22 protein-coding genes are annotated in these 21724 nt (G+C 72.4%); 10 read left to right on the top strand and 12 right to left on the bottom strand.

The genetic code is table 11. The annotated features are described in order from the left end of the window. Window positions 1-24: 24 nt before the first annotated feature. Both ACZ6BB_RS33720 and ACZ6BB_RS33715 read right to left on the bottom strand, forming a co-directional pair. Window positions 25-786 carry a MerR family transcriptional regulator gene (locus tag ACZ6BB_RS33720; protein ID WP_471618916.1) on the bottom strand — a complete coding sequence of 254 codons (762 nt, stop codon included), beginning with the start codon at window positions 784-786 and terminating at the stop codon, window positions 25-27. Between the two features lie 457 nt (window positions 787-1243). Further along, window positions 1244-3313 (bottom strand): helix-turn-helix domain-containing protein, encoded by a 2070-nt coding sequence (locus tag ACZ6BB_RS33715; RefSeq protein WP_471618915.1) that lies wholly within the window; start codon window positions 3311-3313, stop codon window positions 1244-1246. Window positions 3314-3517: 204 nt separating this feature from the next. On the opposite strand from ACZ6BB_RS33715, the gene ACZ6BB_RS33710 reads away from it, so the two are divergent. Beyond that, window positions 3518-4957, top strand: coding sequence for a glutamate decarboxylase (locus ACZ6BB_RS33710; RefSeq protein ID WP_471618914.1), 1440 nt, complete (start codon window positions 3518-3520; stop codon window positions 4955-4957). A 105-nt stretch (window positions 4958-5062) separates the two neighbouring features. Here the strand turns inward: ACZ6BB_RS33710 and ACZ6BB_RS33705 are convergent, their stop codons facing one another. The 4 genes from ACZ6BB_RS33705 to ACZ6BB_RS33690 form a co-directional block, all read right to left on the bottom strand. After that, window positions 5063-5704 (bottom strand): PadR family transcriptional regulator, encoded by a 642-nt coding sequence (locus tag ACZ6BB_RS33705; protein ID WP_471618913.1) that lies wholly within the window; start codon window positions 5702-5704, stop codon window positions 5063-5065. 25 nt (window positions 5705-5729) lie between these two features. Then, window positions 5730-6275 (bottom strand): DinB family protein, encoded by a 546-nt coding sequence (locus ACZ6BB_RS33700; protein ID WP_471618912.1) that lies wholly within the window; start codon window positions 6273-6275, stop codon window positions 5730-5732. Window positions 6276-6398: 123 nt separating this feature from the next. Next, window positions 6399-7859: an aldehyde dehydrogenase family protein gene (locus ACZ6BB_RS33695; RefSeq protein WP_471618911.1), complete on the bottom strand. Its 1461-nt coding sequence runs from the start codon at window positions 7857-7859 to the stop codon at window positions 6399-6401. Between the two features lie 167 nt (window positions 7860-8026). Further along, the gene (locus ACZ6BB_RS33690) at window positions 8027-8851 is read right to left on the bottom strand and encodes a helix-turn-helix domain-containing protein (RefSeq protein ID WP_471618910.1); all 825 of its coding nucleotides are present in this window, start codon (window positions 8849-8851) and stop codon (window positions 8027-8029) included. Between the two features lie 326 nt (window positions 8852-9177). On the opposite strand from ACZ6BB_RS33690, the gene ACZ6BB_RS33685 reads away from it, so the two are divergent. Next, complete coding sequence (locus ACZ6BB_RS33685; RefSeq protein ID WP_471618909.1) at window positions 9178-9693, top strand: ATP-binding protein; 516 nt, start codon at window positions 9178-9180, stop codon at window positions 9691-9693. Between the two features lie 81 nt (window positions 9694-9774). On the opposite strand, the gene ACZ6BB_RS33680 is transcribed toward ACZ6BB_RS33685, so the two are convergent. The 5 genes from ACZ6BB_RS33680 to rpmG all read right to left on the bottom strand — a co-directional run bounded on the left by ACZ6BB_RS33680 (window position 9775) and on the right by rpmG (window position 12483). Further along, a complete protein-coding gene (locus tag ACZ6BB_RS33680; RefSeq protein WP_013001698.1) occupies window positions 9775-10041 on the bottom strand; it encodes a DUF397 domain-containing protein in 267 nt (88 codons plus the stop codon). Window positions 10042-10532: 491 nt separating this feature from the next. After that, window positions 10533-10766 carry a 30S ribosomal protein S18 gene (gene rpsR / locus ACZ6BB_RS33675; protein WP_275456794.1) on the bottom strand — a complete coding sequence of 78 codons (234 nt, stop codon included), beginning with the start codon at window positions 10764-10766 and terminating at the stop codon, window positions 10533-10535. A gap of 5 nt (window positions 10767-10771) precedes the next feature. Then, entirely contained in the window at window positions 10772-12022 is a 1251-nt protein-coding gene (locus ACZ6BB_RS33670) for a GTP-binding protein (protein WP_471618908.1), read from the bottom strand. A gap of 5 nt (window positions 12023-12027) precedes the next feature. After that, the gene (locus tag ACZ6BB_RS33665; RefSeq protein WP_471618907.1) at window positions 12028-12312 is read right to left on the bottom strand and encodes a type B 50S ribosomal protein L31; all 285 of its coding nucleotides are present in this window, start codon (window positions 12310-12312) and stop codon (window positions 12028-12030) included. Between the two features lie 6 nt (window positions 12313-12318). After that, on the bottom strand, window positions 12319-12483 hold the full coding sequence (gene rpmG / locus ACZ6BB_RS33660; RefSeq protein WP_005475851.1) for a 50S ribosomal protein L33: 165 nt from the start codon (window positions 12481-12483) through the stop codon (window positions 12319-12321). A gap of 61 nt (window positions 12484-12544) precedes the next feature. Here rpmG and rpmB point away from each other — a divergent pair, with 61 nt between their 5' ends. The 4 genes from rpmB (at window position 12545) to ACZ6BB_RS33640 (ending at window position 14573) form a co-directional block, all read left to right on the top strand. Next, window positions 12545-12781, top strand: coding sequence for a 50S ribosomal protein L28 (rpmB, locus tag ACZ6BB_RS33655; RefSeq protein ID WP_033524680.1), 237 nt, complete (start codon window positions 12545-12547; stop codon window positions 12779-12781). Next, window positions 12781-13086 (top strand): 30S ribosomal protein S14, encoded by a 306-nt coding sequence (gene rpsN / locus ACZ6BB_RS33650; protein ID WP_471618906.1) that lies wholly within the window; start codon window positions 12781-12783, stop codon window positions 13084-13086. The genes rpmB and rpsN overlap by 1 nt, the downstream gene beginning before the upstream one ends. Window positions 13087-13230: 144 nt before the next feature. Beyond that, the gene (locus ACZ6BB_RS33645) at window positions 13231-13764 is read left to right on the top strand and encodes a hypothetical protein (RefSeq protein WP_471618905.1); all 534 of its coding nucleotides are present in this window, start codon (window positions 13231-13233) and stop codon (window positions 13762-13764) included. Between the two features lie 236 nt (window positions 13765-14000). Next, a complete protein-coding gene (locus tag ACZ6BB_RS33640) occupies window positions 14001-14573 on the top strand; it encodes a DUF4232 domain-containing protein (RefSeq protein ID WP_471618904.1) in 573 nt (190 codons plus the stop codon). Window positions 14574-14630: 57 nt separating this feature from the next. Here ACZ6BB_RS33640 and ACZ6BB_RS33635 read toward each other — a convergent pair whose 3' ends face one another. After that, a complete protein-coding gene (locus ACZ6BB_RS33635; RefSeq protein ID WP_471618903.1) occupies window positions 14631-15824 on the bottom strand; it encodes a DUF2786 domain-containing protein in 1194 nt (397 codons plus the stop codon). A gap of 105 nt (window positions 15825-15929) precedes the next feature. Between ACZ6BB_RS33635 and ACZ6BB_RS33630 the strand changes: the two genes are divergently transcribed. From ACZ6BB_RS33630 to ACZ6BB_RS33615, 4 genes are all read left to right on the top strand, one after another. Continuing rightward, complete coding sequence (locus tag ACZ6BB_RS33630; protein ID WP_471618902.1) at window positions 15930-16763, top strand: ABC transporter ATP-binding protein; 834 nt, start codon at window positions 15930-15932, stop codon at window positions 16761-16763. Beyond that, complete coding sequence (locus ACZ6BB_RS33625) at window positions 16757-18910, top strand: ABC transporter permease (protein WP_471618901.1); 2154 nt, start codon at window positions 16757-16759, stop codon at window positions 18908-18910. Before ACZ6BB_RS33630 ends, ACZ6BB_RS33625 begins: the two co-directional genes overlap by 7 nt. A gap of 226 nt (window positions 18911-19136) precedes the next feature. Then, the gene (locus tag ACZ6BB_RS33620) at window positions 19137-19880 is read left to right on the top strand and encodes a Clp protease N-terminal domain-containing protein (protein ID WP_471618900.1); all 744 of its coding nucleotides are present in this window, start codon (window positions 19137-19139) and stop codon (window positions 19878-19880) included. Between the two features lie 95 nt (window positions 19881-19975). After that, a complete protein-coding gene (locus ACZ6BB_RS33615; RefSeq protein ID WP_471618899.1) occupies window positions 19976-21691 on the top strand; it encodes a bifunctional 3'-5' exonuclease/DNA polymerase in 1716 nt (571 codons plus the stop codon). Window positions 21692-21724: the final 33 nt, after the last annotated feature.

Genomic DNA, 21724 nt, shown 5'->3' with positions numbered 1-21724 from the left:
CAAGCCGTGTGGTCAGCGGTGGGGTCAGGGGCGCCGCCGGGCCGCGTTGGCGTGGATCGCGTCCCGCAGATGCTCGGCGAGACCGGGGCGCATGGAGTCGTAGAACGCCTTGAAGCGCTCGTCGGAGACGTACATCTCGCCCAGGTTCCGGTGCATCTCGTACGGGCAGTCGTAGAACCAGACGCAGATGTGCTGCCGGTGCTCCTCGGCCATGGCCATGGCCGCCTCGCCGGTCGGCTCCTCGCCGGCGGTCATCAGGGCGTCGTAGCGCGCGCCCCAGTCGGCCACCTCGTCCTGCATACGCTTCCAGTCGGCCTTGGTGTACGAGGCGGCGCGGCGCTGCGACTCGGCGTACGCCTGGGTGCCGCCCCAGCGCTGTTCCGCCTCCTCGGCGTACTGGTCGGGGTCCTTGTCGCCGAAGACCTCGAACCGTTCCTCGGGGGTGAGGTTGATGCCCATCTTGCGTGCCTCCATGGCGTGCTCCACGGCCGCGGCCATCTTCTGCAGCTTCTCGATCCGGGCGGTCAGCAGTTCGTGCTGGCGGCGCAGGTGCGTCCGCGGGTCCGCCTCCGGGTCGTCGAGCAGGGTCGCGACCTCGTCGAGGGGGAAGCCGAGTTCCCGGTAGAACAGGATCCGCTGGAGCCGGTCGAGGTCGTCGTCGCCGTAGCGGCGGTGACCGGCGCCGGTGCGCTCGCTCGGGACGAGGAGACCGATCTCGTCGTAGTGGTGCAGCGTGCGCACCGTCACCCCGGCGTAGCCCGCGACCTGTCCCACGGTGTGGCCCATGCTTCCGCTCCCTTTCTCGGTACGTCTCCCAGACTGGGTCCTCACGTCACGTGAGGTGCAAGTCCTTTGTGCCGTACGCGCCGGCGGACCTCGGCGGGCACGCGCCGGACCTCGGCGGGCACGCGTTGGACCGTGGCGGGCACGCGCCGGGGCGTGGCGGACTGTGCAATTCCGCAGGGCTGGGTGCTGGTGAAACGCACTGGCGTCGGGTCACACGCGTCTCACTGTGCACAACGCGAAGTCCGGGCGCGCGGACTGTGCATCCGTGCCATGGCCCGCTGCCCGGCGGTCCTCCTACGGTGTGTCCGTCGACGAGACGCCCGGCCCGGCACGGGGGTGCGGGCCAGGCGTTGCGTCGAAGGGGCACCCGAGCTGCCCGCGCATGTGTTGGGGCACGTGCGCGGGTTCGGTTCGGTCGCGTTCCGTGGAGGGGGCCGGCCGACTCGCGGCCGGGCGGTCAGGGGCGGGGCGGCTGGGTCAGGGCCGGGCGGCCCAGCAGGACGTGCAGGGCGAGGGCGATGTCGGCCACGGTCACCACGTCGGTGTCGGTGATGCCGACCGTCCTGGTCGAGAAGTCCATGCCGAGGAGGGCCGCCGCGTCCCGGGTGTGGTTGCGGACGGTGGCCTCGGAGAGGCCCAGGACGCGGGCGGTCTCCCTGGTGCTGAGGTCGGCCTCCAGCCAGGCGCAGAGGGTCTCGACGAGGCCGCGCTGATCCGCCCGTACGGGGCGCAGCCGCTCCTCCGCCCAGGCCGTGGGGCCGCCGTCCTCGACGGCGGCCGCCATCAGCGCCGCGAAGTCCGGTGCCCGGGAGTGGTCGGGGGCGCCGGCGCCCGAGGGGGTCTCCGGGTCCGGCAGCGCGAGGATGTCGAGGGCGAGCAGCGTCAGGACGCGGTCGTTGGCCGAGCCCCGCAGGTCGAGGGAGAGGATCTTCCCGGCCCGGGTGAGCCGCTGGGTGACCGTGTTGCGGTGGACACCGAGGCCGCCGGCGGCCTCGGTGTGCTTGAAGCTGAGGGCGGTGGGGAGGGTCTCCAGCAGCAGCTTCCGCTCGTCGCCCCGGCCCGGGAAGTCGTCGAGGAGCGGGGACATCAGGGCCGCCGCCCACGCCTTCGCCTCCCGTCTGGGCAGGAGCGGGGCGAACTTGGCCCTGGAGCCGCCCAGCCGGACGCGGTGCGGGGTCCCGGCCGCGTCGCCCACCGCGGTCAGGGCCTCCAGATAGCCGACCGCGGTCTCGGCGAGCGGATGCAGTCGGCTCTGCCCCATCAGGTGGCCCTCGCGGGCCGCGATCATCTCCTTGAGGACCGTCTCGACCCGGTCGCTCTCGCGGACGGGGTCGAGGATGAGGATGTGCCTGGGCTTGCCCGGGCAGGCGGAGACGATGGCCTGCTCGGCCAGGGCCCGCTCGCACCAGCTGAGGGTGGCCTCGCGCTCCTGCGGGCCGGTGTCCACGACGTAGACGCGTGCCGTCTCGGTGTCCAGCAGGGCCTGCGCGGCGCCCGTGTAGACCACCTGCGCCAGAACCGTTTCTCCGCGCATGAGCAGCTGGAACGCGGCATGCCGCACCGCCCTCGGGGTCTCCGTTGTGGCCTGGTGCTCCCGTCGGGCCTGGTCGCACAGGCCGAGGAGTTTCGCCGCGTGCTGGATCAGGGCCGTGCCCGCGCTGTCGAAGGGGGTGTGGGAGGCGATGGCGAGCCGGACCTCGTCCGTGTCGGCCGGGAAGCCCAGGGCTCCGGGGGCGCCGGGGACTGTGGGTGCTCCTGGGAAGACAGGCACGATGCGGGTGTGCATGGGGCCGCCGGGGGCGCCCGTCGCCGGTGTGGTCGCTCCGCCGTACCGCGTGGTGTGCGGGGTGGCGTGATGGATGGCGTGCGCGCCGTGCTGCGCGCCGTGGGCGCCGGTGATGACGGCGTGGGCGAGTCCGGCGGGCGCGCTGTCGGGCACGGCCGCCAGGACGCCGCGCCGGGCCGAGCTGACGAGCACCTCGGCCTCCAGGGCCACCGAGAGCCAGTCGGCGATGCGTCGCGCGGCCGTGGGGTCTGCGAGACGGGCCGGCAGCCGGTTGAGGAGACCGTCGAGGTGGGCGACCTGGCGCTCCGCGAACTCGGCGCGCCGCAGCCGCAGATCCTCGTTGACATGGCCCCAGGCTGCCGTCTCGGCGGAGGTCGTCAGCAGAGGCAGTTGCAGGCGGTTGGCGGCGGTGAGGACGGCCTCGGGGAGGGTGTCCAGATCGCGGCCGGGGGTGCCGATCACCAGACCGGACGCCTTGCGCCGGGCCAGCGCCCGGATCAGGTGGTCGAGCGTCCGCAGATGGGCCCGGTTCGGCCCGGGGGTGCTCAGAGTGGCCAGGAACAGCGTCCCGCTGTCGAACGGGGTGTCGACCGAGAGGTCGCCGAGCGGGTGCGGCGGATCCGCGAGCTGGTGGGCGACGACCTCGGTGACCCTGTTCGCCCCGTAGCGGGCGGCGTGGCCCGGCTGGAGGAACCTCAGTCGCAGCCGTCGCTCGTTGATCAGATACTCAAGGGTGGGCAACTCCGCCGTCCCTCCCCGGTCGCGCACGTGGGTCCGCGGGACGCGCAACTCCACCTGCTGTGTTCGCTCTTGTCATATGTGATGCGCATTCGGCAGCGTAATCGACGGAGGATACGACCGGCACATCGTCCTCACGGGCCACCCGCACCCCGTGCGCACACGCGTGAGATGCGTGTCCCCGGCGGCGGACCTACCGTCGGACACATGCCACTGCACCGATGGGACAGCGACGACGCGCAGGACGGCAGGACCGGCCGGAAGGACGGGCACCGGATCGCCGTGAACCCCTTCTACGGCCAGGCCAACCCGGTGGGCGGGATGACCGAGGCCCCGCCCAAGCACCGGCTCCCCGACGCGCCGCTGCCTCCCTCGACGGCGTACCAGCTCGTCCACGACGAGCTCATGCTGGACGGCAACTCACGGCTCAACCTCGCCACCTTCGTCACCACGTGGATGGAGCCGGAGGCGGGGGTCCTGATGGGTGAGTGCCGGGACAAGAACATGATCGACAAGGACGAGTACCCGCGTACGGCCGAGCTGGAGCGGCGCTGTGTGTCGATGCTCGCCGATCTGTGGAACGCGCCGGACCCGTCCGCCACCGTCGGCTGCTCGACCACCGGGTCCAGCGAGGCCTGCATGCTCGCCGGGATGGCCCTCAAGCGGCGGTGGGCGAAGAGGAACGCCGACCGGTATCCCTCGGCGGACGCCCGGCCCAACCTCGTGATGGGCGTCAACGTCCAGGTCTGCTGGGAGAAGTTCTGCAACTTCTGGGAGGTCGAGGCCCGGCAGGTGCCCATGGAGGGCGACCGGTTCCATCTCGACCCGGCGGCGGCCGCGGCACTGTGCGACGAGAACACGATCGGGGTCGTGGGTGTCCTCGGCTCCACCTTCGACGGGTCGTACGAGCCGATCGCCGAGCTGTGCGCGGCACTTGACGATCTGCAGGAACGTACGGGGCTGGATGTGCCCGTCCATGTCGACGGCGCGTCCGGCGCGATGGTCGCGCCCTTCCTCGACGAGGAGCTGGTGTGGGACTTCCGGCTCCCCCGGGTGGCGTCGATCAACACCTCGGGGCACAAGTACGGGCTGGTGTACCCGGGGGTCGGCTGGGCGCTGTGGCGGTCCGCCGAGGAGCTGCCGGAGGAACTGGTGTTCCGGGTGAACTACCTGGGCGGCGACATGCCCACGTTCGCGCTGAACTTCTCGCGGCCCGGCGCACAGGTCGTCGCGCAGTACTACACGTTCCTGCGGCTGGGGCGTGAGGGGTTCCGGGCCGTGCAGCAGTCGACGCGGGACGTCGCGACGAGGCTCGCGAAGCAGGTCGGCGCGTTCGGGGACTTCCGGCTCCTCACGCGGGGGGACGAGTTGCCGGTGTTCGCCTTCACCACGGGCGAGGACGTCACCGCGTTCGACGTCTTCGACGTGGCCCGGCGGATGCGGGAGAGGGGGTGGCTGGTGCCGGCCTACACGTTCCCGGAGAACCGGGAGGATCTGTCCGTGCTCCGGGTGGTGTGCCGCAACGGGTTCACGTCGGATCTCGCGGGGCTGTTCCTGGAGGACCTCGGCAGTCTGTTGCCCGAGCTGCGGCGGCAGCGGGAGCCGTTGACGCGGGATGCCGGGGCGGCGACGGGGTTCCATCACTAGGGGCCCTCGGGTGTGCGGGTGGGGCGCCTCGGGGTTGCGGGTGCCCTCGAACAACGAGAGCGCGAGCAGAAGCGCGCCCCGGTCTTCTCGCCGTGTGCGGGGTGGTCAGCGATCGTCGTCCGGGTGGGGCTCGCCCGTTGCGTAGGGGTTCTCCTGGCCCTCGGGGAGGATTCCTACGAAGGGGGCGCCCTCGCCCGCGAAGGTGTAGGCGCCGGCGCGGATGCGGTCGATGAGGCCGCGGGTCCAGCCGGCGCCCGTGTCGGCGGAGTGGATCCAGTAGTTCATGATCTCGCCGATGTGGCCGAGCTGCCCGGGGCCGTCCTCGGGGATGTAGTACTCGGTGACGGACCTGCGCCACTTCTCGATGGACCGCAGCCGCTCCTCCAGCAGCCCCAGCACCTCCTCGCGGCCGAGGTCGACCATGGTGCCGAGGGCGGCGGAGAGGATGTCCGGCTCCTGGTCGTAGGCGGTGAGGGACTCGCGCACCAGCCGCAGGTACTCCTCGGTGCCCCGCTCCGTGATCTCGTACTCGGTGCGGGGCGGCCCGCCGGCCGTGGAGGGGGCGATCTCGTGGGCGACCAGCAGCCCCTGCTTCGCCATCTGCTTCAGGGCGTGGTAGATCGAGCCGGGCTTGGCGTTGGACCACTCGTGCGCGCCCCAGTACTCCAGGTCGTTGCGCACCTGGTAGCCATGGGCCCGCCCGTGCTGGCGCACGGCGCCGAGCACGAGAAGACGGATCGCTGACATGCGCCCAGCGTAGGACCACCGGGGGTCACCCCCAGCTCGTCCCCTCCTCCTTCGCCACCAGCTCGAAGGCGGTGGCACCGTCCAGCGACTCGCGGATGATGTCGGCGTGGCCGGCGTGCCGGGCCGTCTCGCGGATCAGGCACAGCATCAGCCAGCGCATCGAGACCGACTCCTTGGGGAACCAGGCGGCCTCCGGCAGCGGGAAGGTGTCGTCGAGGCTCGGCACCGCGCGGATGAAGTCCTCGGTCTCCGCGGCGACCTTCTCCCAGTACGCGAGCTGCGACTGCACGGTCTCGTCGCGGACCAGGGCGAAGGTCTCGTGCCAGTTCGTGTCGTCGCGGTGCACCGCGGGAGCCTCGCCCTTGGCCCGGGCCACCCAGCTCTGCTCGGCCTCGATGACGTGCTTGAGGAGCCCGGCCAGATTGAGTTCGCTGGCGCTCGGCCTGGCGCGGGCCTGCTCGTCGGTCAGGCCCAGCAGCGTGCGCCGGATGCCACCGCGCTGCTCCTCCAGGAAGGCGAGCAGCGCCCCCCGCTCGTCGCCCTTGGCCTCTGCTGGCACGTGCTTGACCATGACCGGTTGCCTTCCGTCGGGATCGGGGGCCCTGGAGCCCCTCTGACACCGACCAAGTTACGGACCCTTGCGGTCAGGTTCTGTCCGCAAGGGTCCGGGGGCGCGAAACCGCGCGCGGGACGGCTAGAACGGGAAGAAACTCCGCTTGTGCTGGACCGAGATCCACTTCTGGGTGGTGAACGCGTCCACCGCCGTGTCGCCGTTGAGGCGGCCGACGCCGGAGTGCTTCTCGCCGCCGAAGGGGACGAGGGGCTCGTCGTGGACGGTGCCGTCGTTGACGTGGAACATGCCGGTGTCGATCTGCTTGGCGAAGTTCACGCCCCGCTCGATGTCGGCGGTGTGGACGGCGCCGCTGAGCCCGTAGGGGGTGTCGTTGGCGAGGCGGACGGCCTCGTCCTCGTCGTCGAAGGGGATGAGGAAGGCGACCGGGCCGAAGACCTCCTGCTGGAGGAGGGAGGAGCCGGCGGGGAGGTCGGTGAGGACGGACGGCTCGACCAGGTTGCCGGTCGTGGAGCCGTGCAGGAGCGCCGTGGCGCCTTCGGCGAGGGCCTGATCGACGACGGCCCTGAGGGCGTCCGCCTGGGAGGCGTTGATGACCGGGCCGATGACCGTCCCCGGGTCGCTCGGGTCGCCGACCTTCAGGGACCTCACCTTGGCCACGAACTTCTCGGTGAACTCGGCCCGGACGGAACGGTCGACCAGGACGCGGTTGGCGGCCATGCAGACCTGGCCCTGGTGGACGTAGCGCGAGAACACGGCGGCGTCGACGGCGTAGTCGACGTCCGCGTCGTCCAGGACCACCAGGGCGCTGTTGCCGCCCAGTTCGAGGATCGCGCGCTTGAAGTTCGAGGCGGCGACGGTGGCGACGTGCCGGCCGACCGTGTCGGAGCCGGTGAAGGAGATGACCTTGGGGATCGGGTGCTCGATGAAGGCGTCTCCTATCTCGGCGATGTCGGTGACGACGACGTTGAGCAGCCCGCCGGGCAGGCCGGCCTCCTCGAAGATCTTCGCGACCAGGGTGCCGCCGGTGATGGGGGTGTTCTGGTGCGGCTTCAGCACGACGCCGTTGCCGAGGGCGAGGGCCGGGGCGACCGACTTGATCGAGAGCAGGAAGGGGAAGTTGAAGGGGCTGATGACGCCCACGACACCGACCGGTACGCGGTAGAGGCGGTTCTCCTTGCCGTCGACCGGCGACGGAAGGATTCTGCCCTCGGGGCGCAGCACCAGCTGCATCGACTCGCGCAGGAACTCCTTGGCGAGGTGCAGTTCGAACCCGGCCTTCAGGTGCGTGCCGCCCAGCTCGGCGATGATCACCTCGGTGATCTCCCGCTCGCGCTCCTCGATGACCTTGAGGGCCTCCTCGAAGACCGCGCGACGCGCGTAGGCGTTGACCTTGGCCCATTCCTTCTGGGCCGCCTGCGCGGCCCGGTAGGCCTCGTCCACCTCGTCGACCGTGGCGATGGTGATCGACGCGAGCTTCGCGTCGTCGTACGGGTTGAAGTCGATGATGTCCCAGGAGCCTGAGCCCGGGCGCCACTCGCCGCCGATGTACTGCTGAGCCAGGTCGGTGAAGTAGGACGACATGTGATCCTCAATCAGTCGGCATCGATCAAGATTGATCACTCGTCATCGTACGTGCGAGTAACGGGAGTTGGAGAGCAACTCGGGAGACTCTGTGAAGACCCTGAGCGATGCCGGGGAGACGTGCGGAGGCCCGGGAATCCTCGGGGAGACGCGGCGGGGCCGGGGGCTCAGGAGAGCTGCAGCAGCCCCCGCAGCAGGTCCCGGCTCTCGGCCGTGGAGGGGCAGTCGTCCTGGAGCTGCCCGATCGCCCGCTCGTACTGGGCGATGTCCTCGCGCTTGTCCAGATACAGGGCGCTGGTGAGCTGTTCGAGATAGACGACGTCGGTGAGGTCGGACTCGGGGAAGCTCAGCACGGTGAAGGCGCCGCTCTCGCCGGCGTGACCGCCGAAACTGAACGGCATGACCTGGATCCGTACGTTCGGGCGCTCCGAGATCTCGATCAGATGCTGGAGCTGACCGCGCATCACCTCCCGGCCGCCGTGCGGCCGGCGCAGCGCCGCCTCGTCGAGGACGCAGTGGAACTCGGGGGCCCGCTCGGACACCAGGTACTTCTGGCGTTCCATGCGCAGGGCCACCCGCTTGTCGATCTCGGCCTCGCTCGCGCCCTTCATGCCCCGGGAGACGACCGCGTGGGCGTATGCCTCCGTCTGCAACAGGCCGTGCACGAACTGCACTTCGTAGCTGCGGATGAGGTGGGCCGCCGCTTCGAGGCCGACGTAGGTGGGGAACCAGCTGGGCAGGACGTCCGAGTAGCTGTGCCACCAGCCGGCGACGTTGGCTTCCTTCGCCAGGGAGAGCAGCGAGGTGCGCTCGGTCTCGTCGGTGACGCCGTAGAGGGTCAACAGGTCCTCCACGTCACGGGTCTTGAAGCTGACCCGGCCGAGTTCCATCCGGCTGATCTTCGACTCGGAGGAGCGGATCGAGTACCCGGCCTTCTCCCGGGTGATCCCCTGCGACTCACGCAACCGCCTGAGATGCGAGCCCAGCAGCATCCGCCTCACCACCGACCCGCTCGATTCACCGGCGCCCACGTTCGTCCAGCCTCCCCAACTTCTTCAAGGGCCGCAGTCTGCCACTAAACCACTCCGATCCGCACTCGCCCGGTTACAGAAATGGAAAGTCTTCAACATCTGAGACGCGCGGGACACGGGAGGAGTAGGAGCAGGGTGCCAGAAGAAATGTTGAGCAAGCGGTATGGGCATGTCCATTTCGGGCGCGTGCACGTGCATCTGCCCTTGCATCTGCTGTACGCATCAGAAACCATGGTCCCGCGCCACCGCTGCATCGCAACGACCGCAGACACCCGGGAGTGCCTCGCATGGGGACGAATGGATCGACCATGCTCGAACCCTTACGGCAGGGACTTCCGCCACTTGATCCCGCGACCGTGTCCGACGCCGCGTCCTGCGCGCTGCCGCCGCGCTACGAAGCGGTGCGCGAGGCACGGCAGTTCACCCGCGGCACGCTCTGCCGGTGGCAGTTGGACGACCGCTTCGACGACGTCTGTCTCGTGGTCTCGGAACTCGTCACCAACGCACTGCGGCACGGCCTGCCCTCCGGCAACGGATCGCGCCCGGACCAGGACCCGCCCGTACGGCTGCACCTGATGCACTGGACCGAGCGGCTGGTGTGCGCGGTGCGCGACCCCAGTCACGACAGCCCCGTGGCGGGCGACTCCGAGGACTTCTCGGCGGAGTCGGGGCGCGGGCTGTTCCTGGTCGACTCGTTCGCGGACAGCTGGGGCTGGCATCCGCTCGCCGGCGCGCTCAACGGCAAGGTGGTGTGGGCACTGTTCCAGGTGCCGCCCGCATCTGGACCGCACTCCCCGCGCTGAGAACCGCGGCGCGTTTCGGCGCCGCGGTTCTACGCGTGTCACATCGGCGGCCCCCGCCATTCCCCCGCCACCGGGCGGGGGTTATCCGACCAGGTGATCGAACTCGCCGTCCTTGACGCCCAGAAGCATCGCCTCGATCTCGGCGCGCGTATAGACGAGCGCCGGGCCGTCGGGGAAGCGGGAGTTGCGCACCGCCACCTCACCGCCGGGCAGCCGGGCGAACTCCACGCAGTTCCCTTGCGAGTTGCTGTGCCGGCTCTTCTGCCAGGCCACCGCGTGGAGCTGGGTCAGCTCCGTCGCGGCCATGCCGTTGTACACGTCATCCACGCCGTACACGTCGTGGTCCACAGGTCGCTCCCCGGGGTGGTGCAGTGGTGCGCTTGATGCGCATTGGCACTGGTGTGGCCAGTGATGCCCGTGCTGCCAGTGATGCAGCGGTCAACTGCCCCGGATCATAGCTTCGTTCACGTGCCCCTGCATGAGCGGATGCATATGCCTATGCACGAGCAGATGCACGTGCACGACGGGTGACCCCGCAGTCACTGCACTGAGGCACTGGAGAGACGTATGTCGGGGCGGTCCTGTTCCATCGGCGACTGGGGAGATTCGGTGTCGTCCTGGTTCGTGTCCCCCTGTCCCTCCCTACGGCGGGCGGGTCCCGGCGGTTCAGGGAGCGGGCTCGGTGTGCGCAGGATGGCGGGAAACGAGTGCCCCCGGGGAGGCCGTGGAGCCTCCCCGGGGGCCGGGTGGGGGTGGTGGTGCGAGAGTGACGGATGGTGCCCCACCTGCGGAACGGTGTGCGGCGGCGTCGGGTGGCGGGGGTTCGCCGGTGACCGTCGTCAGCGGGAGGCGTACGGCAGGAGGGCCATCTCGCGGGCGTTCTTGATGGCGCGGGCGAGCTGCCGTTGCTGCTGGGCACTGACGCGGGTGACCCGGCGGCTGCGGATCTTGCCCCGGTCGGAGATGAAGCGCCGCAGCAGGTCGGTGTCCTTGTAGTCGATGTAGGTGATCTTCGCCTGGTCCAGCGGGTTGGGGCGGGACTTGGCGGGCTTGCGCTCCGGCTTGCGGGGCATGGCGGTCAGACCTCCAGGAAGGTGTCGAAGGGGCGCGGCAGCCGTTCCCAGGCGGCGCGTCCGGCGGCGTACTCGGTGTCGGTGAGCAGACAGGACTCCAGGAGCTGTTCGAGTCCGTCGCGGTCCAGGCCCGGGGAGGTGAAGACGAGGTGCTGGCAGCGGTCGCCGTGCTCCGGGTGCCAGTCGAGGGCGGCGGCGGCCCGGCGGACCGGGGGGACCATGTCCCAGGCGGCGTCCGGGAGCGAGGCGAGCCAGGGGCCCACCGACTCCACGCACAGCGCGCCGCCGGCCGCGTCCCAGTGCAGCAATGTGTCGGGGCGCTCGGCCAGCCAGAACCTGCCGCGGCTGCGGGCGGCCGCGCAGCAGAGGTCCTCCAGTGCCGCGTACAGCCGCTCGGGGTGGAAGGGGCGGTGGCGGCGCCAGACGAGGGTGGTGACGCCGTGCTCGTCGGCGTCCGTGGGGAGAAGGGCGCAGGCGGGGTGCTGGGCGGCGGCGGCCGCGTCCACGTCGAAGCCGGCGAACGCCGCGGCGAGCAGGGCCGGGGAGCGCTGTGGGTGCTGCTGGACGCTGCCGGGCGCGGGTGCGTTGTGGCTGGTCGCACAGTTCCCCGCGCCCCTTTCGGGGCCTGCGGCCACCTCAGGGGCACGGCCTCGGCCGCCGATGGGCACCCTCTGGGCCGTCGGGTGGAGTTGGGCCAGCAGGGCCCTGTCCTCCTCGTCGGCCTCCTCCGAGTCGAGCACGGCGAGGACCGGGGCGTACTCCAGCTGGCGGGCGAAGGTGTCGGCGACCGTGCGCTGGTCGGTGGAGGCCGCGGCGAGGCCCGCCTCGGCGAGGTCGTCGCCGTTGCCGAGGCAGGGCAGGAGGAGGGCGGGGTCGACGGCCGTGATCACGGAGGTGAGGTGGAGGCCACCGGCGGCGATCACCTCCGCCATGGCCTTCGGTTCCACCGAGTCCCAGAGTTCGACCACGGCCAGACGGGTCAGGCCCGTGTCGGCCAGGCGCTCCAGTTCGGGGACGAGGTCCTCGCGCAGGGCGCAGCAGGCGCAGTCGTCGACGAGCCGGGTCTCTCCGGTGGAGACGACGCCTCCGGCGTCCCGGACGGTCCGGACGACCTTGGCGTCCGGACCGTCGGCGGCGGCGGAGAGGTCGTGGTGCAGCGCGACGCTGCCCGGGACCCCGGCGAGCAGCGCCTCGACGGCGGCCCGCCGGGCGTCGGCGTGCAGGCCGCCGACGATCGCGACAGACAGCTGGGTCACGTCGGTCAGCCCCGCTTCTTTCCGGTCGTTCCGGCCGCCCCGGAGTTCTTGGCGCCGTACCGCTTCTCGAACTTCTCCACGCGGCCCGCCGTGTCCAGCACGCGCGCGGTGCCCGTGTAGAAGGGGTGGCTGACGTTCGAGATCTCGACGTCGACCACGGGGTAGGTGTTGCCGTCCTCCCACTCGATCGTCTTCCCGCTCGTCATCGTCGAGCGGGTGAGGAAGGTGTGGTTCGCGGCGCGGTCCCGGAAGACGACGGGTCCGTACGGGGGGTGGATGCCCTTCTTCATGGTCGGTCAGCGCTCCTCTCGGAAGTCGACGTGGCGGCCGGCCCTCGGGTCGAACTTGCGCAGCGTCAGCCGGTCCGGGTCGTTCCGGCGGTTCTTGCGGGTGACGTAGGTGTATCCGGTGCCGGCCGTGGACCGGAGTTTGACGACCGGGCGGAGTTCGTTGCGTGCCATGCTGGTATCTTACTGAAAATGAATTCCATTTGCATTGCCTGATCGAGAGAGGTGCGTCACCTTGTCCGCCCACTGCATGCTGACCGGAGCCCGGCCCGGCTTCGGCAACCGCATCTCGCACTCCCACCGGCGTACGTCCCGCCGCTTCGACCCGAACATCCAGTCCAAGCGGTACTGGCTGCCGAGCGAGAACCGCCATGTGCGGCTCCGGCTGAGCGCCAAGGGGATCAAGACCGTGGACGTCATCGGCGTCGAGGCCGCGGTCGCGCGGATCCGCGCGCGGGGGGTGCGGGTCTGATGGCGAAGAAGAGCAAGATCGCGAAGAACGAGAAGCGGCGGGAGATCGTCGCGCGGTACGCCGTGCGGCGGGCCGAGCTGAAGGAGGTCCTCCGGCGGCCGGCCGCCACGGACGCCGAACGCGACGCCGCCCGCCGGGAACTGGCCGCCCAGCCCCGCGACGCGAGCGCGACCCGCGTCCGCAACCGGGACCAGGTCGACGGCCGGCCCCGGGGGTACTTCCGCACGTTCGGCCTGTCCCGGGTGAGCCTGCGGGAGCAGGCACACGCGGGGTTCTTGCCGGGGGTGCGGAAGTCGTCCTGGTAAGGGGTTCCGGGCCCCCGGGGGATAGGGCGGGGGTTGGGTTCCGGGCTCGGGGGCTGCTGGTAGCTTGCCGCTGGGGGTGCGGCGAACGGGGCCGGCCACGGCTTTGGGAGATCTCCAGTGACTACGGCGACTACGGCAAGGCCCATGAGCAGGGCGTCCTCCGCTCGTCGGCGCGTGAGCGTCGCGGCCGCGGCGGCCGGGCTCACGGCCGCGCTCGTGCTGACCGGGTGCAGCGGTGGCGGCGGCGACACCGACGCCAAGGAGTCGTCGGCCGCCCCGAAGCCGAGCGACACTGCGGACGGCGGCGGTTCCGGGGACTCCCCCGGCGTCGCGACCGAGCTGCAGGGCAACTGGCTGGCCACGACCGACGGCAAGACGGTCGCCCTGTTCGTCAACGGTGACGAGGCCGCCGTCTTCGTGGGTACCTCGGTGTGCAGCGGCAAGGTCTCCGACGCGGCGAACATGCAGATGATCAGCCTCAAGTGCCAGGACGGCAGCGACGCCCGCACCGAGGGCATGGTGGACAAGGTCAGCTCCAAGTCCCTCACGATCACCTGGGAGGGCAAGGTCGGCCAGGAGAAGTTCCAGAAGGCCGCGGGGTCCCTGCCCTCGGGGCTGCCGACGGACCTGCCCACCGGTCTCCCCGGCGATCTGCCCACGGCGAGCGCCGGGTCGTAGACCACGGTCGTAGATCGAGGCGTAGACCACGGTCGTAGATCGAGGCGTAGACCACGGTCGTAGATCGAGGCGTAGACCACGGTCGTAGATCAGGTCGCGGATCGGGCCCGCGGTGGGGCCGGGATCGTAGATCATGTGAGGAACGGGCCGTGGAGCCTCCGGGTTTCGGGGCCCGTTCGTCCTCTCATGTCGTCACCGGCTGTGCTGCGACAGCCACGAACACCACCGGGAACTCCATGCGCACCGCTCCGACCGCCATCGCCGCCGCCCTTCTCGCGGCCCTCACGCTGACCGCCTGCGGCGGGAGCGACGGAGGCGACGGAGGTGGCGGAGGACAGGACGGCAAGACCGGTGCCGCCACCCCCGAGAGCGCGGCGAAGGGGGGCGCCTGCACGGCCGCGCAGGCCGGTTTCGAGATCGGCCCCAGCAGTGCCGCGCCGACCGCCGGTGACGAGGGTGGCGTCCCGGTCACCGTCACCAACAAGGGCGACGCCGCCTGCACGCTGAAGGGCCTCGCCGGGGTCGACCTGTTCGCCGGGGACAGGTCCTGGGCGCTCAAGCCGCAGGAGGGCGCGTCCCAGGACACCGAGGTGACGCTGGAGGGAGGTCAGTCGATGACCTTCACCATCGCGTACGTGCGCGGGGTCGCCGGTGACGCCGAGAAGAGCGCCGCGGTGGACACGGTGAAGCTGACCCTGCCCGGGGACAGCAAGGTCAGCAGCTTCAAGTGGCCGGACCCCGAGGTCGCGGTCAAGTCGGAGAGCACGCTGGAGGCGACGGTGGGGCCGTTCCTGCCGGCGGGCGACTGACCCGGCGCGTCCGTCACCGCATCGGTCACCGCGTCCGTCACCGCATCGGTCACCGCGTCAGGACGGCAGCCGGGGCCGCGCCCTGACCTGGGCGCGGTCGGCGGCCTCCGCCCCCTGCTGCCAGCCGGCCAGATCGCTGACGCCCCGGACGCGCGTGGTGACGGTGTCCGGGAACATCCGGCCGACCTGTTCGCGGACGGCGACATCGCGCGCGGCGAGGACGGGCAGCAGGTCCTGCTCCGGTACGCCCGCCCCGTGTGCGCCCGCGCCCCCGGCCTCCGCCTCGGCCACCTGGGCCTCGGCGACCTCCGCCAGCCGGTCCCCTATGCGGTGGGCGTAGGCGGCCAGGAACGACTGCCGGAAGGTCTTGGTCCGCTTCCGGCCGGACCTGCGCTGCGCCGCCTCCGCCTTGGTCATCGCGGTGGTGGCCTGCACGAGGAGCGAGGTGTGGAGCAGTTCGACCACCTCCAGATCCGCCTCGAATCCCACGACCGTGGAGAAGCCGAGGGCCTCGTTCCAGACCGCCTCGCAGCGGTTCGCGCGCGCCACCGCGTCCAGGAGCACGGCCTTTGCCGTTTCGTACGGGGGTTCGACGCCGATCCGGCACGCGCCGGGGGTGTCCTCGCCGTGCCCGCGGGCGGCCAGCAGCGCCTCGTCGATGCTGTGCCGCGCCATCAGCTCCTGCGCCTTCGCGCTGAGGGCCTCCGCCTCCTCCGGGAACCCGGTCGCCTCCGCCTTGGCGAGGAGCGCGCGGATGCGGCCGAGCATCCGCGATTCGGGGTGGGGGGAGTTCTGCGCGCCGCCGGACGCCCGCGGGCTGTCCAGGGATTCGAGCGTGGGCAGCCGCAGGAGGAGGCGGTACAGCTCCAGGGCCGTGGTGGCGTTCGAGAAGCGGTCCGCGCGGGCCTGCTCGGCGGTCAGTTCCCTGATCTCGTCGAGCTGGGCGGCCCAGCGGGGGCCGGGTGACCGCCGTTGCGCGTGTGTCCGGTGCTCTTCGTGTTCCTCGACGACCAGCCGCGCGAGCAGCGTGACGTGTGCGTCCTCCAGCTCGCGCCGCACGAACCGTACGACGTCGGCGGGCTGCCAGCCGCGCCGCCAGGCCCCGGCGACGAACTCCCTTCCGCGCCGGGCCAGTTCCCCGTCGGCCGCGGGGTCGGCGGCGAGCAGGGAGGCGCCGGTGTCGAGGGCGGTGTCGGTGTCGGCGTAGAGGGCCGCCTCGAAGGCGCGCTCCACCGTGCTGGTCGTACTCACGTGTTCGATCGTGTCATGCGGCGCCGGGGGGGTAGGGCCGGCCATACCCCCAGGACGCCCTCCAGTGGTCGTGTGCGGGCGGGGCGCGGACGGTTGGGTCGGAGCATGACCACGACAGATACAGCACGAACGGCGGAGACGGCTGCGGAGGCGGCGGCCCGGGGGGCGGGAGCGGCGGAGGCCGCCGCCGTCCGCGTACGGGGCCTACGGCGGTCGTACGGGGAGGTGGCCGCCCTCGACGGGGTGGACCTCGATTTCGGGGCCGGGACCTTCACGGCGGTCATGGGGCCGTCGGGGTCGGGGAAGTCGACGCTTCTGCAGTGCGCGGCGGGGCTGGACCGGCCCTCGGGCGGGACGGTACGGGTCGACGGGGTCGAGTTGGCCGGGCTGGGCGAGCGGCGGCTGACGCTGCTGCGCCGGGAGCGGATCGGGTTCGTGTTCCAGGCGTTCAACCTGCTTCCCTCGCTCACCGCCGCGCAGAACGTCGCCCTGCCGCTGCGGCTCGCCGGGCGGCGGCCCGCTCGGGGCGCGGTGCGCGAGGCGCTGGCCCGGGTGGGGCTGGCCGAGCGGGCCGGACACCGGCCGGCCCAGCTGTCCGGCGGGCAGCAGCAGCGGGTCGCCCTGGCCCGGGCCCTGATCACCCGCCCGGCGGTCCTCTTCGGCGACGAGCCCACCGGGGCGCTCGACACCACGACCAGCCGTGAAGTGCTTTGTCTGCTGCGGGAGTTGGTGGACCGGGAGGGCCAGACCACGGTCATGGTCACGCACGATCCGGTGGCCGCGTCGTACGCGGACCGGGTGGTGTTCCTGGTGGACGGGCGGGTGAGCGGGGAGTTGGCCCGGCCCACGGTGGAGGCGGTGGCGGCGCGCATGGCGGGGCTGGAGCGGCAGGCCGGCGGCGCCCCGGCCGGGACCGCGGTGGCAGGTGTGACGTGCTGACGCTGTCGTCGTTGCGTACGCGGTGGGCCGCGCTGCTCGGCTCGTTCGTCGCCGTGGCGCTGGGGGTCGGGGTGATGACGGCCATGGGGCTCGGGATCGCGGCGACACTGGACCCGCCCGCGCGTGCGCCGGAGCGTTTCGGTTCCTCGCCGGTCGTGGTGGCGGGCCGGGACAGGCTGACGGTCGAGGTGCGGCGAGGGCCGGGGACGGCCCGGGTGGCACAGAAGCTCGCGCATCCACACCCTGTGGACGAACGACTGGTGGCGGAGCTGCGGGCGCTGGGGCCGGTGACGACGGACGCGGCCGGGCGGGGTCCGGGCGGGCCCGACGCGGTCGGGGTGGACGCGCCCGTCGCCGATGTGCGGGCGCTGGTCGGGGACCGGGCGCGGGTGCTGACGGGGGACGCGCGGCGACAGGTGGATCCCTCTCACGAGCGGGACGCGGAGGCGCTGGTCGCCGTGAACTCGCTGCTCGGTACGGCGGGCGGGGTCACCACCTTCGTGTCGGTGTTCGTGACGGCGTCGACGTTCGCCTTCGTGGTCGCGCTGCGGAGGCGGGAGTTCGGGCTGCTGCGGATGGCGGGCGCGACGCCGGGGCAGGTGCGGCGGCTGCTGCTCGGTGAGGCCGCGGCGGTCGGCGTCCTGGCGTCCGGCGCCGGGTGTGCGCTGGGGGCGTGGGGGGCGCCCGTGCTGGTCCGGGAGCTGGTGGACGGCGGGGTGGCGCCCACCTGGTTCGCGGTGCCGGACGCGGTGGTGTGGCCGTACCACGTGGCGTTCTGGACCGGGGTGTCGGTGGCGCTCGCGGGGGCCTGGGCGGCCGCGCGGCGGGCCGGGCGGACCGGGCCGGTGGAGGCGTTGCGCGAGGCGTCCGTGGACACCGGGGTGCTGCCGCCGTCGCGCCGGGTGATCGGTGCCGCCCTGCTCGCGGGCGGGCTGGGCCTGCTGGCCTGGAAGGTGGGGACCGACCCGGCCGACCTGCTGAAACGCAAGACGTACACCACACAGCCGATGCTCCTCGTGACGGCGGCCGCCGCGCTCGCACCGCTGCTCGTCCGGCCCGTCGTGCGGCTGGTGGGCGCGGCGCTGCCCGGGGCGACCGGGCTGCTGATCCGGGAGAACGCGGCCACCTCGGTGCGCCGTACCGCCGCCGTCGCCGCGCCGGTGCTGGTGACCGTGGCGCTGGCCGGGTCGCTGCTGGGATCCGCGGGCACGGTGACGGAGGCGAAGGGGGCGGAGGCACGGGCGCGCACCCGGGCGGACTTCGTGGTGACGGGTGAGGGCCTGCCGGCAGGGGCCGGGAAGGTTGCCGGGGCGACCGTGGCCGGGTCGGCCGCCACCGCCGTGTACACGGTGGAGGAGGGGAGCGCGCTGGTGCGCTCCGAGGCGCGGGCGGTGACGGACGTCCCGGCCTTCGCGGCGGTGTCGCGGCTGCCGGTGGTCGCCGGTCACGTGCGCGATCTCGACGACCGGTCGATCGTCGTGAACGAGGAGTGGGAGCGGCCCGAGGTGGGGGACCGCGTGCGGGTGTGGCTCGGGGACGGGCGTCCCGTACGGCTGCGGATCGTGGCGGTGCTCGCGCGGGGGACCGGGGACAACGGGGCGTACGTGACGGCCGCGAACGCCGGCGGGGCCCTCGTGGACCGGGTCGAGGCGCGGGTGGACGGCGGGGCGGACCGGGCGGCGGTCGCCGCGGCGCTGGAGAGGACGGCGGCGGGGACCGGTGCGACGGTGCGGTCGGCCGAGGAGTGGCTCGCGGCGAACCGTCCCGGCACCAGGGCGCACACCCGGCTCGGGTTCCTCGTGGTGCTGGGGATCGCGCTCGTGTACGCGGCGATCTCGCTGGCCGGGACCCTGGTGATGGCCACGTCGGCGCGGGGCGCGGAGCTGCGGTCGCTGCGGCTGGCCGGGGCCACGCGGGGGCAGGTGCGGGTGGTCGTGGTCGGCGAGGCTCTGGTCGCGGTCCTGGTGGGGGTGGTGCTGGGCATGGTGGTCACCGCGGTGAATCTGGCGGGGGTGGCGGGCGCGCTGGCGATGCTGTCGGCGCCGGCGGGGGTGGCGGTGCCGTGGGGGGTCGTGGGGGCGTGTGTGGGGGCGTGCGCGGTTGTGGCGGGGGTGGCGGCGGCCGGTGGGGCGGTGGTGAGGCGGTGAGCGGGTGAGGGGTGCGGGTGCCCTCCGGGGGTGCGGGCACCCACCGGGATGCGGCGGGTGTGGGGGGCGGCTGCGGGTGTGTGAGGGGGGTGGTCGCGCCGTTCCCCGCGCCCCTGGAGGCCACTTGCGGCCGGAGCATGGCCGCAGGGCTCCGGCCGCTGGAGGGGGCGACCCGGAGTGTCAACTCAAGGTTGACAAGAGAGGGGTGTCAACCTATGGTTGACACATGACTACGAATCCGCGAGTCACCGCGTCCATCCGTCTCGACGAACTCATCGACGCCATCAAGAAGGTCCACCCGGAACCCCTCGACCAGCTTCAGGACGCGGTGATCGCCGCGGACCATCTCGGTGAGGTGGCCGACCATCTGATCGGCCACTTCGTGGACCAGGCCCGGCGCTCGGGCGCCTCCTGGACGGAGATCGGCAAGAGCATGGGGGTGACCCGGCAGGCCGCGCAGAAGCGGTTCGTGCCGAAGGCCGAGAACGATCTCGACGCCAGCCAGGGGTTCAGCCGCTTCACCCCGCGTGCCCGGAACGTGGTCACGGCCGCGCACGACGAGGGCAAGGCCGCCGGTGCCGTCGAGGGGCTGCCGGCCCACCTCGTCCTCGGCCTCCTCGCCGAGCCGGAGGCACTCGCCGCCAAGGCGCTCGCCGCCCAGGGCGTCGCCCCCGAGGCCCTGCGGCAGGCCGCCACGGCCACCCTGCCGCCGGCCGCCCCCGAGGTGCCCGAACTCATCCCCTACGGCCCCGAGGCCAAGAAGGTCCTCGAACTCACCTTCCGCGAGGCCCTGCGTCTCGGCCACAACTACATCGGCACGGAACACATCCTGCTCGCCCTGCTGGAGTTCGAGAACGGACAGGGCGTGCTGAGCGGCCTCGGGGTGACCAAGGAGGCCACGGAGGCGGACGTGACCGCGGCACTGCGGTCGATCGTGCAGGACCGGGCCCAGGACCAGGGCCCGGAATAGGGCCGGGGCCAGGGCCCGGAACAGGGGCAGCCCCAACTCGCCACCCCGCCCGCACCTCGGCCGCGTTGTCAGACCCCCCTGTCACACTCGCACCCATGGCCGACAGGTGGGCGCTCGCTCCGGCCGAGGACGGTGGCGTGGAGGTCGCCCCCCTCGGGCCCGACGGGCTGCTCGCGGGCCCGGTGACGCGGGAGCCCGACCTCGCGGGAGCCGTGCGGCGGCGGGCGGACGTCGGGCGGTGGGTGTGGGGGTCCACCTCCGAGATCTATCCACGGCTGCTGGCCGAGGGCGTCCGCGTGGAGCGGTGCTACGACGTCGAGGATGCCGAGACCCTGCTGCTGGGGCACGAGGGGCGGCTCGGGGAGCCCCGCTCCGCGGCCGCCGCGCTCGCCCGCCTCCGGCACGCCCCCGTCCCCCCGGACCCGCCCCTGCGCTCGGCCGACACCGGCGCCCAGCCTTCCCTCTTCGAGCCCCGGCCGGTCCATGTCCCGCTCGCCGACCTCGTCGAGGTGTACGCCGACCAGCAGCGCCGGCACGACGCCACCGCCCACCCGGACCGGATGCGGCTGCTGACCGCCGCCGAGTCGGCCGGGATGCTCGTGGCCGCCGAGATGAACCGGGCGGGGCTGCCGTGGCGGGCCGACGTACACCGGGAGGTGCTGCGCGAACTGCTCGGCGAGCGGTACGCGGGCGGGGGCGAACCGCGGCGGCTCGCCGAACTCGCCGAGGAGGTGTCGAACGCCTTCGGGCGGCGCGTGCGCCCCGATCTGCCCGCCGACGTCGTCAAGGCGTTCGCGCAGGCGGGGGTGCGGGTGAAGTCCACCCGCCGCTGGGAGATCGAGAGCATCGACCACCCCGCCGTGAAACCGCTCCTCGAATACAAGCGGCTCTATCGGATCTGGGTCGCCCACGGCTGGTCCTGGCTGCAGGACTGGGTCCGGGACGGACGGTTCCGCCCCGAGTTCCTCGCGCACGGCACCGTCACCGGGCGCTGGGTCACCAACGGCGGGGGCGCCCTGCAGATCCCGAAGGTGATCCGCCGCGCCTGTGTCGCCGACCCCGGCTGGCGGCTCGTCGTCGCCGACGCCGACCAGATGGAACCCCGGGTGCTGGCCGCCATCTCCCGCGACCCCGGCCTCATGGAGGTCGCCGGACGTCCCGGCGACCTCTACCAGTCCGTCTCCGACCGCGCCTTCTCCGGCGACCGCGCGCAGGCCAAACTCGCCGTGCTGGGCGCCGTGTACGGGCAGACGTCCGGGGACGGCCTCAAGAACCTCGCCGCACTACGCCGCAGGTTCCCGCACGCGGTGCGGTACGTCGACGACGCGGCCCGCGCGGGCGAGGAGGGCCGCCTCGTACGGACCTGGCTCGGGCGCACGTGCCCGCCGGCGGCCGGCGACTCCGACGCGGCGGGTGAGGAGGCGGGGATCCCCCAGGCCGACGACGGCCTCGCGGCCCCGGAGCAGGGCCGGGGGCACGGGCAGGACACCGAGTGGGTGCCCGGGTACGCCTCCACCGACTCCCGCGCCCGGGGCCGCTTCGCCCGCAACTTCGTCGTCCAGGGCAGCGCCGCCGACTGGACCCTGCTCCTCCTCGCCGCCCTCCGCCGCAGCCTCGACGGGATGGCCGCCGAGCTGGTCTTCTTCCAGCACGACGAGGTGATCGTGCACTGTCCGGCCACGGAGGCGGACGCGGTCGTGGCGGCGATCCGGGAGGCGTCGGAGCTGTCGGGACGGCTGGCGTTCGGGCAGACGCCGGTGCGGTTCCCCTTCACCACGGCGGTCGTGGAGTGCTACGCGGACGCGAGGTGAGCGCAGTCCCGCGCCGTGCGTTCGGCGGCGGCG

Source organism: Streptomyces sp. NPDC041108 (genome assembly GCF_055592645.1).
The sequence above is the reverse complement of the archived record's forward strand: the minus strand, read 5'-3'. Positions and strand labels throughout refer to the sequence as shown.

Coding starts and splice junctions, on each gene's coding strand:
- ACZ6BB_RS33720 (WP_471618916.1), bottom strand. CDS start 786: ATGGGCCACACCGTGGGACAGGTCGCGGGCTACGCCGGGGTGACGGTG.
- ACZ6BB_RS33710 (WP_471618914.1), top strand. CDS start 3,518: ATGCCACTGCACCGATGGGACAGCGACGACGCGCAGGACGGCAGGACC.
- ACZ6BB_RS33705 (WP_471618913.1), bottom strand. CDS start 5,704: ATGTCAGCGATCCGTCTTCTCGTGCTCGGCGCCGTGCGCCAGCACGGG.
- ACZ6BB_RS33700 (WP_471618912.1), bottom strand. CDS start 6,275: ATGGTCAAGCACGTGCCAGCAGAGGCCAAGGGCGACGAGCGGGGGGCG.
- ACZ6BB_RS33695 (WP_471618911.1), bottom strand. CDS start 7,859: ATGTCGTCCTACTTCACCGACCTGGCTCAGCAGTACATCGGCGGCGAG.
- ACZ6BB_RS33690 (WP_471618910.1), bottom strand. CDS start 8,851: ATGCTGCTGGGCTCGCATCTCAGGCGGTTGCGTGAGTCGCAGGGGATC.
- ACZ6BB_RS33685 (WP_471618909.1), top strand. CDS start 9,178: ATGGGGACGAATGGATCGACCATGCTCGAACCCTTACGGCAGGGACTT.
- rpsR (WP_275456794.1), bottom strand. CDS start 10,766: ATGCCCCGCAAGCCGGAGCGCAAGCCCGCCAAGTCCCGCCCCAACCCG.
- ACZ6BB_RS33665 (WP_471618907.1), bottom strand. CDS start 12,312: ATGAAGAAGGGCATCCACCCCCCGTACGGACCCGTCGTCTTCCGGGAC.
- rpmG (WP_005475851.1), bottom strand. CDS start 12,483: ATGGCACGCAACGAACTCCGCCCGGTCGTCAAACTCCGGTCCACGGCC.
- rpsN (WP_471618906.1), top strand. CDS start 12,781: ATGGCGAAGAAGAGCAAGATCGCGAAGAACGAGAAGCGGCGGGAGATC.
- ACZ6BB_RS33645 (WP_471618905.1), top strand. CDS start 13,231: ATGAGCAGGGCGTCCTCCGCTCGTCGGCGCGTGAGCGTCGCGGCCGCG.
- ACZ6BB_RS33640 (WP_471618904.1), top strand. CDS start 14,001: ATGCGCACCGCTCCGACCGCCATCGCCGCCGCCCTTCTCGCGGCCCTC.
- ACZ6BB_RS33630 (WP_471618902.1), top strand. CDS start 15,930: ATGACCACGACAGATACAGCACGAACGGCGGAGACGGCTGCGGAGGCG.
- ACZ6BB_RS33620 (WP_471618900.1), top strand. CDS start 19,137: ATGACTACGAATCCGCGAGTCACCGCGTCCATCCGTCTCGACGAACTC.
- ACZ6BB_RS33615 (WP_471618899.1), top strand. CDS start 19,976: ATGGCCGACAGGTGGGCGCTCGCTCCGGCCGAGGACGGTGGCGTGGAG.